Origin of the sequence: Actinoplanes sandaracinus (assembly GCF_030009775.1) — a bacterium.
GTDB lineage: Bacteria > Actinomycetota > Actinomycetes > Mycobacteriales > Micromonosporaceae > Actinoplanes > Actinoplanes sandaracinus.
Genome location: NZ_JASCTH010000023.1, coordinates 102273 through 116292 on the forward strand (window position 1 = coordinate 102273; position 14020 = coordinate 116292).

Sequence of the window (14020 nt, forward strand, 5' to 3'; positions counted from 1 at the left end):
GTCAGGCCGAAAAGCACCCTGACGATACGGCTTCCACGTTCTGCTCGGGGGTGAGCCCTGTCAACAGGTCGGCTGGTGGGGGAGTTCGGGAACGTAGCGGGCCCATTCGTCGGCGCTGAGCCCGCGCCCGGTGACCGCGCACGCACGCCGGACGGGGTCGGCGGCGAGGTCCGGCGGCACGGTGGCGTCCCAGAGCGTGATGTTCCTGGTCGCGGCGCTCAACACGCCACCGGCTGCCAGGGTGCGCCCGTCCGGGCTGAAGGCCATGTGGAAGGTCTGCAGGTCCGGGCTCTTGATCATGGCGAACCGGAGCGGTGTGTTCGGGTCGCTGATGTCCCACAACGCCATGGAGTTGTCCAGACCCGACGTCGCCAGGGTGCGGCCGTCCGGACTGAACGACACCCAGAGGATCTGGCTGGCGGGACTGGGCAGGAGGGCGGTCCGGCGGGGCTGGGACGGGTCGGCGACATCCCACAGCACGGTCGCCCCCGCGTTGTTGGTGCCCATCGCCAGGGTGCGCCCGTCCGGGCTGAACTCGAGAGTGCTCGCGGTGTAGCCGACGTAGTCCGAGAGGGGGATCGACGTGAGCCGCACCGGAGCGGACCGGTCGGCCAGGTTCCACAGCGACACGTAGGAGCCCTCACCGACGGCCAGGGTGCGCGCGTCCGGTGTGAACGCGATGGAGCTCACCGACTTGCGGAGGGCGAGATCGGCCAGCTTGGCGGGCCGCTCGCGGTCGGTCAGGTCCCACAGGGCCGTCCTGCCGTCGGCGCGGCCGACGGCCATGGTGCGCCCGTCATCGCTGAGCGTCGCCGACCACACGGCGGTGCCCGCTTCCGAGATCCTGGACAGGACCACGGGTTCCGCCGGCCGGGTCATGTCCAGCATCGTCACCACGTTGTCCGAGCCGACGACGACCATGGTGCGGCCGTCCTTGCTGAGCATCGTCCCCACGAGGGCGCCGCTCCGCAGCGGCAGGAGATCACGCTGGACGGGGCGGGCCGGATCGGTCAGATCCCACGGCACGGCCGTCCCGTCCTGTCCCGCGGCGATCAGCGAACGGCTGTCCGGCCCGAAGGCGAGCCCCACGAGCCGGCCGGGGAACGGGCCGGTGATCGTGGCGATCGGCTGCCGTGCGTACCGGCCCCGGGGGTTCCAGAGTGTCGCGGTGAAGCGATCACCGGCGGTGATCAGCGTTCGCCCGTCCAGACTGAAGGTCATCGACCGGACCGGTCCACCGCGGGCGGTCAGGGCGGCGATCTGCGACGACAGCCGCGTCCACCCGGGCCGGTACTCGACGCCGAACACCATGGTGGTGCCGTCCGAGTTCCCGATGGCGAGCATGTCCCCCTCCGAACTGAACGCCATCGAGGTGCGCGTGGTGTCGCCGGGCCCCCCGGACTCCGAGTCGCACATCAACGGCCGGGCCGGATCGGTCACGTCGAAGAGGTACACATAGTCGCCGGGCCCCTCGATGGCCACCAAGGGCAGCTTCGGATTGAACACGATGTCGGCGTCGACGACCTTGTCACCCCAGTCCACGGTCAGCGCGCCCCCCTGAACAGGCGAGGCCGGGTCGGTCACATCCCAGGCGATGATCGTGTCGCCGCTGGTGACGGCGGCCCGCCCGTCCGGGCTGAATTTCATCGGGTACGCCCCGGTCAGCGTGGAGAGGGCGGCCGGAGCCGCACCGGTGACGTCCCACAGAACGGTGTTCCGGTCCCGGTTGCTCGTCGCGACGGTGCGACCGTCGGGACTGAAGTTCACTGCCGTGATTCCCCCGGCGTCGGTCAGCGATGTCATCCGTACCGGATGGACCGGGTCCGTCACATCCCACCGCGCCGCCTCCGGGCGCCCGTCGAAGACGACGAGGGTCCGTCCGTCGCGGCTGACCGCCAGCGTCTTGTCCGCGGTCCCGTCGGACGGGAGCACGGCGAGCCGGACCGGCTTCGCCGGGTCGGCCGTGTCCCACAGCGAAACCGTTCCGCCGGCGCCGGTGGTGGCGACGAACTGCCCGGCCAGAGCCTCGACATCGATCACGTCGCTGAGGTTGCCGGCGTAGGTGGTCGCCATGGTGAGGTGGCTGAGCTGTTCGCGGGTGTTCGCGTCGTCGTGCAGGCGCTGCGCGGCCACGCCCAGCATGAGGGCCTTCTTGGGGTCGTCCGTGATCATCGCGCGGGCCCGTCCCATGAGCCGCTGGTTGATCACGATGCGCTGCTGCAACTCCGCCGCCTCCCGCTGGCGACGGGTCTCCTCCTTGGCCTCGCGGGCGAACTGCTCCTGCCGCTTGCGCTCCTCGTCAGCCTTGCGGGCCAGCTCCCGGTGCTGCTCGGCGATCTTCTCCTGCTCTTTCGCCCGGGCTGTCGCCTGGTCTGCCAGATCCTGCTGATACCGGGCGTTCGCCGCCTGTCTCTCGGCGTCGGCCTTCTGCCGGGCCGCCTCCTCAGCGGCGTCCTTCGCCGCCGACTGCTGCCGTTCGGCGTTGGCCTTCTGCTGTTTCGCGCTGGCCTTCTGCCGCTCCGCCTCAGCTCGGTGCCGCTCCGCGTTGGCCTGTTCCCGCTTCGCTTCCGCGGCGGCGTCCTCGGCGAGCGCCTGCTGCTGCTTCGCTTTCGTGGCGGCGTCCTCGGCCAGCGCCTGGTGGTGACTGGCGAGTTGCTCCTGCCGCCGGGTCTCCGCCCCCGCCTTCTGCGCCCGCTCCTGCTGCACCTGGGCGATCGCCTGCTGCCGCTGCGACTCCTCGGTGGCCTGTTCTGCGGTGCTGCGCTGCTGCGACGCCAACTGTTGCTGCAAACGGGCCTCCACCGCCGCGGCGTTGGCCCGATCCGCGTTGCGCACCGCGACGACGCCGCTCAGCGACGCGACCACGGTCAACAGCACCAGCATCGTCGCCGCGACGGTCGACAACCGTCGCGCGCGCCGGTGCTGCCGGACGTCCTCGCCCTCCAACTCGTCCTTGCTCACACCGTGCATCGGCGCGGCGAGCTGCGCGATGGCGTCGCGGAAACGGACGTGCTGCAGGCTCAGGTGCAGATCGTCGCGAGCCCACCGCAGGTCCAGATACAGCGGTTCCTCGGCGAACACGCCCCGCAGCGTCTCCGGCACCGCTGAGGACTCACGGGTGAAGTCCCGGGTGCCGGGGTCCCAGAGCCACTCGCCGTCGGTCACCACCGGCAGGATGCGGTCCGGCGACTTCGTCGCCAGCCAGTGCTCGATCTCCCGGTTCACCCACGGCGATCGCGCCGCCTCGGGTGAGGCGAGCAGGACGAAGTATTTCGAGCCGTCCAGCGCTTCCTGAATGGAGGTCCACAGCTTGGGCGTCACCGCCAGCCCGGTCTGGTCCCGGAAGATCCACAGCGCGCGGCGCCGGTGCCATGGCTTCGCCAACCGGTGCAGACCACGCTGGACAGCGGGGGCCAGCCGCCCGTCGGCGGCATGACTGTACGAGATGAATCCATCGAATGGCATGAGTGCCCCCGCGGTCGACGTGATCGGCGGGGACCGATTGTCCACGCCCCCGGCCCGCCGGTAAAGCGACGAAATCGCTGTCCGGAGCGGCATGGGAGCGGAGTGGGCGGCGCCGGCGGATCCCGCGCGGCAGGGGCGCTGTTCCATGTGATTTGATCTATGGAGGCCGGGCATTGTCCCCGTGGATGCCCGGCCCCTCATCCTGCCGGGTCCAGCTCGCGGGGCCCGCGAGCGTCCGGTCCGGCCGCAGCGGCCGACGGCGTCGCCCGTCCGCGAATCGAGCGCCGTTCTCACGTCTGCCGAGAAGGTTGCATGCGCGGCGCGATAGAGACAATCTTCATATTCACTGTTGGAATTGCATCCGATCCGCCCTCGCGTCCGTCTCGATAACCGACGTGTCCACGTCTGCCGACGTGTGTCCACGCCGTGTCGTGGAGGGGAGAAGCGCGATGCCGGGGTCTCCACCCAGCCGATCGGATAGACACCAGCACCAGCAGCAGCCGGGACCCGCGCGGCGACGGTTCCGCACGGACTCGGCACGGCGCACCGCGGTGGCGTCACTGCTGGTGTTCGCGGCGCTACGGCGCGGGTCGCGATGGATCGTGGCCTGGTTCCGGCGCTGGCCCCGGTGGTGCCGCCGGGCACTGGCGGCGGTCATCGTGGTCCAGCTCGCTCTGGGCGTGGCCGCCGCCGGTTATGTCGCGAGCGTGGACCTGCCGCCGGATGCCGTGCCCCCGCAGGCCTCGGTGCTGTACTACCGCGACGGTCGCACGGTTCTGGCGAGGATCGGCCTGACCGACCGCACCGACGTCACCCTGGACAAGGTTCCCCCGGGCGTCCGGCAGGCGTTCATCGCCGCCGAGGACCGGGGATTCTACGAGCATCACGGCGTCTCGGCGCGGGGCCTGGCGCGGGCGCTCTGGTCGAACGTGGTGAGCGACAGCGGCCAGGGCGCCTCCACGATCACCCAGCAGTACGTCCGTAACGCCTATCTGACGCAGGAGCGGACGGTCGGTCGCAAGGCCAAGGAGGCGGCGCTCGCGCTGAAGGTCGAGCACCGGTTCACCAAGGACGAGATCCTGGAGCGTTACCTCAACACCATCTATTTCGGCCGTGGCGCCTACGGCATCGAGGCGGCGGCCCATGCCTTCTTCGGCACGTCCATCGACCGGCTGACCCCGTACCAGGGTGCCGTGCTCGCCGCCATGGTCAAGGACCCGACGCGGGGCGACCCGGCCGTGGATCCGGAGTGGACCCGCGACCGGTGGAAGTGGATTCTGCGGGCGATGAGCGAGGCCGGCTGGTTGCCGGACGGGGCGGCCGATCAGACGCCGTACCCGGCCGTCGCGGAGGAGTCGGTCACCGCGGCCACCATCGGCGGCCCGAACGGGCTGATCCTGGATCGGGTCGAGGACGAGCTGGTGGCCGCGGGCATCAGCCGCCAGCAGGTCCGCACGGGCGGCTTGAGCATCACGACCACGCTCGACGCCACCGCGCAGCAGGCGGCCACCGCGAGCATCGCCCGGGCTCTCGACGGTCAGCCGGAGGTGCTGCGGCCCGCGCTGGTGGCCATCGATCCGGCCGACGGCGGGGTGCGTGCCTACTACGGTGGCGATCGTGGCCGTGGCTTCTACGACGACGCTCTGGCGGCCCGGCCGCCCGCCTCCACCTTCAAACCGCTGGTGCTGGCCGCCGCCGAAGAACGCGGCATCGGTTTCCAGTCGCAGTACAACGGCACCTCTCCGCGGGTGTTCTCCGATCGGGGTGGCGCGCCGCTCTACAACCAGGACAACCTGCAGTGCCCGGTGTGCCCGCTGGACATCGCGATGGTGCACTCGCTGAACACGCCGTTCTACGCCCTGGCTGAGAAGATCGGCCCGAACCGGATCCGTGATCTCGCCCGGCGGCTGGGCGTGCCGGAGAAGTACGGCGATCAGGTCACCATGGTCGACGTCAAGGGCGAGCTGGCTCCGGGCCGGACACGCGCCGACATCGCCCTCGGTAGATATGCGGTGACTCCGGCCGATCTGGCGAGTGTCTACGCCACGCTGGCCGGCGGCGGCACCCGCGCGAACCGGCACTTCGTCGTGTCGGTCAACGCCGCCCAGGGCGACCTCCTGCACCAGCACGAGGTGAAGTCGGCCCGAGTGCTCGACAAGGCAGTGGCGGCGGACGTGGGCGCCGTGCTGTCGCAGGTCGTCGAGCAGGAGGGCCGGGTGCCCGGTGTCGCGGCCGCCGCGAAGACCGGATCTCAGCAGTACGGCAACACGGTCGACTCCTCCGACGCGTGGACCGCCGGGTGGGCCCCCGGCCTCGCCGCGGCCATCTGGGTGGGCCGTGAGAAGCCCGGACCGATCCGCACGAAGGACAACAAGGCCATCAACGGCGACGGCCTGCCGTACGACATCTTCCAGAACTTCCTGGCCGGCGCGTTCGCCGGCCGGCCGACGGGTGATCTTCCGTCGGCGTCGTACGTGGGACGCCTGGAGATGGCCGACCTGGAGACGCTCGAGAGGGGCGCCGGCGCCGCTCCCGGCCAGATCTTCCAGGGACCACGCAAAGGCGACCAGGTCGACAAGTCGCTGGCTGTCGGCACATGGTCGCAGCGAGTGTCCCGGCTGACCGGCGCACTGGAGAAGTACGCGGCGTCCGGAACCGATTTCTCCGTTTCCTTCGTCGACAGCAAGACCGGGCGCCGGTACGACTACCAGGGCGACCGCGAGTTCGTGGCCGCCAGCGTGGTGAAGGTGGAACTGCTGGCCGCGCTGCTGCTGCAGGCGCAGGACGAGAACCGCGAGCTCACCGCCGCTGAGCGCAAGCGCGTCCGCAAGATGATCGTGGCCAGCGACAACGACGCGGCGGTCAAGGTGTATGCCAAGATCGGTGGTCCCGACGGACTACGTCAGAAGCTGACGCGGCTCGGCCTCGACGACACCGACCCGGACCCGCAGTTCGGCCTGACCACCACCACGGCGGAGGACCAGACCCGGATGGTGTCCGCGATCATGGCGGCCGGCGGTCCGCTGAGCCAGGCCTCCAAGGAGCTGCTCCTGCAGCTCATGTCGTCGGTCAACGCCGACCAGACGTGGGGTGTCAGCGCCGCCTCTTTCGAGGACGAGCAGACGTCGCTGAAGAACGGCTGGTTGTCGCGTTCCACCGAGAACGGCCGGTGGATCATCAACAGCACCGGCCGGATCAACGGGGAGAAGACCGATGTCGCGCTGTCCGTGCTGTCGAACGGACACAAGACTCAGCAGGAGGGCATCGCGGTCGTCGAGCACATCGCCGCGTTGACCCGCAGCTACCTGGGCTGGTGACACCGAGGCCGGCAGCCGTCCGGCACTTCGCCTACGCGAAACAGCGACGGTATGGGTCCGGGAGGCGCTGCCGGTGGCCGCGACTGCGCTACCGTCTTCCTATCGCGGACGTCGCGTTTCGGGGCCGGCAGCGACTCATTCGGTCTCGAACAGCACAAGGAGACATCGATGACCGACCCAACCGCGGACGCCGGATCAGAGCAGGAAACCGAGGAGTCGCCCGAGCCGTTCGCCAACCGGGCGGCGCGCCGGGCCAAGGGCAAGCCGACCGCCAACCACGCCACGGGCGCGGTCGGCCAGCGCCAGGTCCGTTCCGGCACCGTCCAGAGCCCTCGCCAGTACGGCAACCGGCGAAGCGGCTGACCTTCACACCTTCGGCACGCGGCCGGGCTGAGTGAGCCCGGCCGCGTGAACACTCAGGCGTGCCCGCCGCGAGTGCCCGCAACCGCCGGGCGGCGAACGCTCAAGGTGGGATTTGATCACGTCCCTATCCTTGGACCCGTTTGAATGACACGGGGGGTGGACGGCGTGCGGGTGCTGGTCGCGGACGACGAGCGGACTCTGGCTGACACGGTGGCCGACGGGCTGCGCCAGTTCGCCATCGCCGTGGACGTCGTCTACACCGGCGACCACGCGCTGGAGCGGATCAACGAGAACCGCTACGACGTCGCCGTCCTGGACCGGGACATGCCCGGGGTCACCGGGGACGAGGTGTGCCGGCGGGTGGTCGAGTCGGGTCTCGAGACCAGGGTTCTGCTGCTCACCGCGGCGGCCGGGATCCGCGACCGGGTCGAGGGGCTCGGCCTCGGCGCGGATGACTACCTGACCAAGCCGTTCGCGTTCGCCGAGCTGGTGGCCCGGGTGCAGGCGCTGGCCCGCCGGTCGGCGCCGCTGCTGAAGCCGGTGCTGGAGCAGGACGGCGTGGTGCTCGACACGGTCCGGCACTTCGCCTCCCGGGACGGGCTGGTGCTGAACCTGACGCCCAAGGAGTTCGCGGTGCTGCGGGTGCTGCTGCGTGCGGGCGGGCAGGTCGTGAGCGCGGAGGATCTGCTGGCGCAGGCGTGGGACGAGAACGCCGACCCCTTCACCAACTCGGTACGCGTGACGGTCATGACCCTGCGCAAGAAGCTCGGTGAGCCGCCCATCATCCACACGGTGCCCCGAGTCGGATACCGGCTGCAACGATGACACCCGACTCTCCCGTACGCCGCCTGATGTTGGTCTGCTGCAGCGTCTTCGTGCTGGGCCTGATGATGCCGGCGCTGACCGAACTGGTGCTGATCGTGACGCGGATCGCCGGGCGTGGGGTGTGCGGGCCGGCGCCGGAGCGCCCGGCGGTGTGCCAGCGGGTCGCCGAGCACCCGGGGATGCAGTACGCCGTGTTGTTCCTGGTGCTGTCGGGAACGATGTTGACCTTCGTGTTCTGGGCGGTGCGGTGGGGCCTGCGCCCGTTCCGCCGGCTGGCGCCGGTGATCGCCCACGTCGGCCCGCAGAACCTCGGGTACCGGCTCAATCCCGGCGACAGCAGCGACGAGATCGCCGTCCTGGCCCGGTCGATCGACGAGATGATGGACCGCATCGCCGTGGGGTACGAGGCGCAACGTCACTTCGCGGCCAATGCGGCACACGAGCTGCGGACGCCCCTCGCGGTGCAGCGGACGCTGATCGAGGTGAGCCTGGGCCAGGCTCTGCAACCGGGCAAGCTGGAGCTGGTGGCCGCCCAGCTGCTGGCGACCAACGAGCGCAACGAGCGCCTGATCGAGGGCCTGCTCGTGCTCAGCGAGAGCGACCGAGGGCTGGTCTCACGGACGGCGCTACGACTCGACGAGGTCGTCGCGGCGGTGTTGGACGACCATCAGGCCCGTGCGGCCGAGGCCGGCCTGACGATCACGCGACGGCTGCGGCCGAGGATCGTGCTGGGCGAGCGGGTGCTGCTGGAGCGCCTGGTCACCAACCTGGTGCAGAACGCGATCAAGTACAACCGGCCGGACGGCACGATCGATGTCGAGGTCGGCGACGAGCCGGCCATGGTGGTCACCAACACCGGCGACGACGTGCCGCCGGACGCGGTGGCGGGCCTGTTCGAGCCGTTCCGCCGGCTGTCCGGGACACGGATCGACCACAGCGGTGGCGCCGGCCTGGGGCTGGCGATCGCACGGTCGATCTCGCGGGCCCACAACGGCGTCATCTCCGCGCGCTCATCGGGGCGCGACGGCCTGCGGGTCGAGATCAGGTTGCCGTACGCCACGAGGTGATCCGCACGTCCTCGCCGACGTGAACGCGTTCCACCCGGGTGCCGATGCCGGTCAGGATCTCGTGGGCGTTGGTGCCCGCCCACTGGGCCCAGTCGGCGACGGTCGGCTCGCCGTCCTGGCCGGAGCCGAAGAGCACCACCCGGTCGCCGGCGGACACCGGCAGGTTGCCGACGTCCACCACCATCTGGTCCATCGCGACGCGGCCCACGATCGGGCACCTGGTTCCGTGGACGCTGACCCGGGCCTGTCCGGAGACCCGCCGGGGCACGCCGTCGGCGAAGCCGATCGGCACCAGCGCCAGCGTGGTCTCCCGGTCGACGATGTGGTCGGGGCCGTACGAGACACCGGTGCCGGGGCCGACCCGCTTGGTCAGGATGACCCTGGCCTCCAGCGTCATGGCCGGCCGCAGTCCGAACGACCGGCCGGGGACGGGCTCCACTCCGTACAGTGCGACGCCCGGGCGTACCAGATCGAAGTGGGTCTGCGGGATCTGCAGCAGCGCCGCGGAGTTGGCGAGATGAATCAGCGCCGGTTCGATGCCCGCCTCGGCGGCCTGGGCGCGGGCGGTCGCGAAGACGTCCAGTTGCCGATGGAGGCCCGGGTCGCCGGGGTCCTCGGCGTGCGCCAGGTGCGACCAGACGCCGCGGACCCGGATCAGACCGGCGGTCTGGAGCTTCGCGGCGACGGTGACCAGGTGTGGCCACTCCGCGGCGGTGGCGCCGGCGCGGGAGAGCCCGGTGTCGGCCTTCAGGTGCACGGCCGCCACACGAGAGGTCCGTTCGGCCGCGGCGGCGAGCGACTCCAGGGCTTCCGCCGAGTTCACCGAGACGTCAACGTCGTTGAGGAGCGCCGCGTCCAGGTCGTCGAGCGGTGTGTACAGCCACATCAGGATCGGCGCCGTGATGCCGGCCTCGCGCAGTTCGAGTGCCTCCCGGAGCGACGTCACACCGAGCCAGGCGGCGCCGTTCGCGACAGCGGTCCGCGCCACCTGCGGTGCTCCGTGACCGAACCCGTTGGCCTTGACCACGGCCATGAGCCCGGCGCTCCCCGCGGCGCGTGCGAGGAGCGTGGTGTTGTGCGCGATCGCGCCCAGGTCGATCAGCGCGCGGGCCAGGGTGCTCACGCGGTCAGTGCCGGCACCCGGGATCCGGCGAGGGCGGTACTGATCAGGCGGTCCAGCAGTGCCGAGTACGACAGCCCGGCGGTCTGCCAGATCTGCGGGTACTGCGATTTCTCGGTGAACCCGGGCATGGTGTTGACCTCGTTGAGCACGGCGACCGGCTCGCCGTCGACCTCGGTGAGGAAGAAGTCGGCACGCAGCAGACCGGCGCAGCCGAGGATCTCGAAGACCCGGCGCGCGGTGTCGGCCAGCAGTTCCGCGTGCTCGGCCGGCAGTGGGGCGGGGATGACGAACTCGGCGGTGCCGGCGAAGTACTTGGCGTCGAAGTCGAAGAAGCCGGCGCCGTGGACGTTGATCTCCAGGGCCGGGCCGGTCGTCACCTCTCCGGTCGGCAGCTCGAGCACCGCGATGTCGATCTCGCGGCCGACGACCGCGGCCTCGACCAGCACCTTGCCGTCGCACTTGCGGGCTTCGATGACGGCCGCGTCGAGCTCGTCCCAGTCGTCGACGCGGGAGACCCCGACGCTGGACCCGCTGCGGGCCGGCTTGACGAAGACCGGAAGGCCCAGGCGTTCGCGGTCGGCGGCGCTCACCTCGGACTCGCCCTCCCGCAGGACGACGCCGTCGGCGACGGCGATGCCCTCGGAGGCGACGAGCCGCTTGGTGAACTCCTTGTCCATCGAGGCGGCGCTGGCCAGGACACCGCTGCCCACGTAGGGGATGCCGGCCAGTTCGAGCAGCGACTGGATGGTGCCGTCCTCGCCGTAGGGGCCGTGCAGGCAGGGGAACGCGACGTCCACCGACTTGAGCGCCACGAGCGCTTCGGCGATGCTCTGCATCGGCGAGATCTCCACCTGCGGCGGTACGGACGACGCGTCGTCGACGAACAGCCAGACGCCTTCCCGGGAGATGCGGATCGGCACCACCTCGTACCGGGTGGGGTCGAGCGCGCGGAACACGGAGGCGGCCGATCGGCACGAGACGTCGTGTTCTGAGCTGCGCCCCCCGAAGATCACCGCGACCCTCGTCAGGGCGCTGGCATCCGAGGAGTCACCGGGGATACTCATCATCCGGACATGATCGGGTACGACCGGTCGGCAGAGCGTCAGTCAGTCGCTTATCTCACTTTTATATCGGGCATCAGGCGGGCCCTCGTGTAACAAGTGTTATCCGGTGGCGGTTCCGGAACCTGGCTCCATTGACCGACGACAGTCGAACTTTTAACACTGTTACCAAGCGTCGGTTCCCCTCTCCCCCCGGAGCATCCCCATGGGCAGGTTACGCACAGTCCTGGGCGCGGCAGTCGTCGCGCTCACGCTGACCGGCACGCTCACCATCGCCTCCCGCGGCGACACGGCGGACGCCGCGATCGGCCCGGTCACCTGGTCCGACGAGTTCAACGGCGCCGCCGGCGCCGCGGTCGACGGCTCGAGGTGGAACTTCGACGTCGGCGGCGGCGGCTTCGGCAACAGCGAGTTCCAGTACTACACGAACTCCACGAACAACGTCCGCCTGGACGGTCAGGGGCACCTGGCGATCACGGCCCGTAAGGAGAATCCGGCCAACTACCAGTGCTGGTACGGCTCGTGCCAGTACACGTCGGGCCGGATCCTCACCTCCGGCAAGTTCACCCAGCGGTACGGCCGTTTCGAGGCCGGGATCAAGGTCCCGAAAGGCCAGGGCATCTGGCCGGCGTTCTGGATGCTCGGCGACAACCTGGGCGGCGTCGGATGGCCGCAGTCCGGCGAGATCGACATCATGGAGAACGTCGGCAAGGAGCCGAACAAGCTGTACGGCACCGTCCACGGGCCCGGGTACTCCGGCGGCGGCGCGATCGGCGGCAGCCGCGCCCTCGGCGCGCCGCTCGGGGACGCCTTCCACGCGTACGCGGTCGACTGGTCCCCGAACCAGATCGTCTGGTACCTGGACGGCGTCGAGTACTTCCGCGTCACCCCGGCCGCGCTCGGCGGCCGGCAGTGGGTCTTCGACCACCCCTTCTACATGATCCTCAACGTGGCGGTCGGCGGTAACTGGCCGGGCAGTCCGGACGCGTCCACGTCGTTCCCGCAGACCATGCTGGTCGACTACGTCCGCGTCTCGGCCTGGAACGACTCCACCACGCCGCCGCCGGCCACCGGCGACGCGCTGAGGAGCGACCTCAACGGCCGCTGCATCGACATCCCCGGCGGCAACGCCGTCGACGGCGCCCGCCTGCAGATGTACGACTGCAACGGCTCCGCCGCCCAGAAGTGGACCTTCAACAGCGACGGCACGGTCCGCGCCCTCGGCAAGTGCATGGACCCGGCCGGTGGCGCGTTGGCCAACGGCGTCCCGGTCCAGCTGGTCGCCTGCAACGGCAACCCGGTGCAGCGGTTCACCCTGTCGGCCGCCGGCGACCTGGTCAACGTCTCCGCCGACCGGTGCGTCGACATCGCGGCGTGGAACAGCACCAACGGCGCCCAGCTTCAGCTATGGGACTGCGGCGGCACCGCCAACCAGAAGTGGTCCCGAGCCTGATCGCCAACGGGTGCGGGGACCGGTCGACGACCGGTCCCCGCACCCGTTGCTCATGCCGGCGGCGCTAGTTGTCCATGTTCACGATCTCGGGATGGTCGAGCAGGAACGGGGCGACCCGGTCGGTCCTGACAGCGGCGAAGAACTCATCGGCGACCTGCGAGGGAATGAACTCCTCACCGAGGTAGCCGGTGTTGTTGCTCGGGTTCTCGAACTTGCCGCCGCCGCGCAGCTTGACCGTGACCATGTCGTCGACGTTGAGGTCCTTGAGCGCCAGCGCCCACTCGATCGGGCCGTTGCCGCCACCGGCGAAGGTCAGCGACTTACCGGCCGCGTCCAGGATCTTCGTCATCTTGCCGACGTCGGTGACGATGTCCTTGCTCATCGCCTCCTTGGCCATCGCCTTGATGAACTGCTGCTGGTGCCGCTGCCGGTCGTAGTCGGTCATCGGGGGACCGCCCTTGAACTCGTAGCGCTGCCGGACGTAGTCCAGAGCCTGCCACGGCTGGAGCCGGACCGGTTTGGTGCTCTTCTTGTAGTACGCCTGCGGGCCGGTGTACGGGTGTTCGCACTTGCTGGTGACCGGGCAGTTCGGCAGCCGCGGGCGCTGCTTGCCCTCCGGCGTCAGGTGCTCGGACTTCACGTCCATGTCGATGACCATGGAGACGCCTCCCAGGGCCTCGACGATGTCCTTGAAGCCGCCGAAGTTGATGATCGCCGCCGCGTCGAACTCCTTGATGCCGGTGACGCCGGAGACGGCCTTCGACAGCACCTTGAAGCCGTTGGTGACGTCGATCTTGCCGTTGACCTGGCTGCCGTCCGCCATCGCGGAGTTGATTTTCGCCCGGCGCGCCCTGGTGTTCGACTTCGCGTCCGCCGGGATCTCGACATAGAGGTCGCGGGGCATGGAGAAGAGGTACGCCGTGCTCATATCGGCCGGAATGTGCGCGATGATGATCGAGTCCGCCAGCGGCGGGGTCGAGTCCTTCCGCGGGTCGATGCCGACCAGCAGGATGGTCAGCGGGCCCTTGATGTCCTTCTTCGGCGAGGCCTGGGCGGCGCCGGTGTTGAGGAGGTCCTCGTTGGTGATGCCGCCGGTGTATTTCGCGACCAGGGCCTGACCGGTGACCAGGGTGCCGCCGCTGGCGATCATGAGCAGGCAACCACCGACGGCACTGAGCCGAGCCCACAACGGTGCTCGGCGCTTCGCAGACTTAGTCAACCCGGCTCCAACCAACGGCTCCGACATCGGACACGCATGATCCCACGGCCGGTCAACATCGGGGGCAGCGGTTCGATGTCATGACTGGCCATCAATAAGGTAGCTCGCGAATCTTGGAGATGGTCGC

The 14020-nt window shown here is 69.8% G+C and carries 9 protein-coding genes; 5 read left to right on the forward strand and 4 right to left on the reverse strand.

Annotated features, from left to right (window positions below; translation table 11 throughout):
- Positions 1-60: 60 nt before the first annotated feature.
- Entirely contained in the window at positions 61-3465 is a 3405-nt protein-coding gene (locus QLQ12_RS31055; protein ID WP_282764069.1) for a TIR domain-containing protein, read from the reverse strand.
- 551 nt (positions 3466-4016) lie between these two features.
- On the opposite strand from QLQ12_RS31055, the gene QLQ12_RS31060 reads away from it, so the two are divergent.
- From QLQ12_RS31060 to QLQ12_RS31075, 4 genes are all read left to right on the forward strand, one after another.
- Positions 4017-6782 carry a transglycosylase domain-containing protein gene (locus QLQ12_RS31060; protein ID WP_282764070.1) on the forward strand — a complete coding sequence of 922 codons (2766 nt, stop codon included), beginning with the start codon at positions 4017-4019 and terminating at the stop codon, positions 6780-6782.
- A gap of 168 nt (positions 6783-6950) precedes the next feature.
- On the forward strand, positions 6951-7145 hold the full coding sequence (locus QLQ12_RS31065) for a hypothetical protein (RefSeq protein ID WP_282764071.1): 195 nt from the start codon (positions 6951-6953) through the stop codon (positions 7143-7145).
- Positions 7146-7310: 165 nt separating this feature from the next.
- Positions 7311-7970, forward strand: coding sequence for a response regulator transcription factor (locus tag QLQ12_RS31070; protein ID WP_282764154.1), 660 nt, complete (start codon positions 7311-7313; stop codon positions 7968-7970).
- Positions 7967-9037 carry a HAMP domain-containing sensor histidine kinase gene (locus tag QLQ12_RS31075; protein ID WP_282764072.1) on the forward strand — a complete coding sequence of 357 codons (1071 nt, stop codon included), beginning with the start codon at positions 7967-7969 and terminating at the stop codon, positions 9035-9037. The genes QLQ12_RS31070 and QLQ12_RS31075 overlap by 4 nt, the downstream gene beginning before the upstream one ends.
- Here QLQ12_RS31075 and alr read toward each other — a convergent pair.
- Together alr and QLQ12_RS31085 are read right to left on the reverse strand one after the other, a co-directional pair.
- The gene (gene alr / locus QLQ12_RS31080; RefSeq protein ID WP_282764073.1) at positions 9012-10160 is read right to left on the reverse strand and encodes an alanine racemase; all 1149 of its coding nucleotides are present in this window, start codon (positions 10158-10160) and stop codon (positions 9012-9014) included. The two genes, QLQ12_RS31075 and alr, sit on opposite strands and share 26 nt — an antisense overlap.
- Positions 10157-11224 carry a D-alanine--D-alanine ligase family protein gene (locus tag QLQ12_RS31085; RefSeq protein ID WP_407651637.1) on the reverse strand — a complete coding sequence of 356 codons (1068 nt, stop codon included), beginning with the start codon at positions 11222-11224 and terminating at the stop codon, positions 10157-10159. The genes alr and QLQ12_RS31085 overlap by 4 nt, the downstream gene beginning before the upstream one ends.
- A 202-nt stretch (positions 11225-11426) precedes the next feature.
- Here QLQ12_RS31085 and QLQ12_RS31090 point away from each other — a divergent pair, with 202 nt between their 5' ends.
- Positions 11427-12674: a family 16 glycosylhydrolase gene (locus QLQ12_RS31090; RefSeq protein WP_282764075.1), complete on the forward strand. Its 1248-nt coding sequence runs from the start codon at positions 11427-11429 to the stop codon at positions 12672-12674.
- A 64-nt stretch (positions 12675-12738) separates the two neighbouring features.
- Here the strand turns inward: QLQ12_RS31090 and QLQ12_RS31095 are convergent, their stop codons facing one another.
- Positions 12739-13920 carry an LCP family protein gene (locus QLQ12_RS31095; protein WP_456049090.1) on the reverse strand — a complete coding sequence of 394 codons (1182 nt, stop codon included), beginning with the start codon at positions 13918-13920 and terminating at the stop codon, positions 12739-12741.
- Positions 13921-14020: the final 100 nt, after the last annotated feature.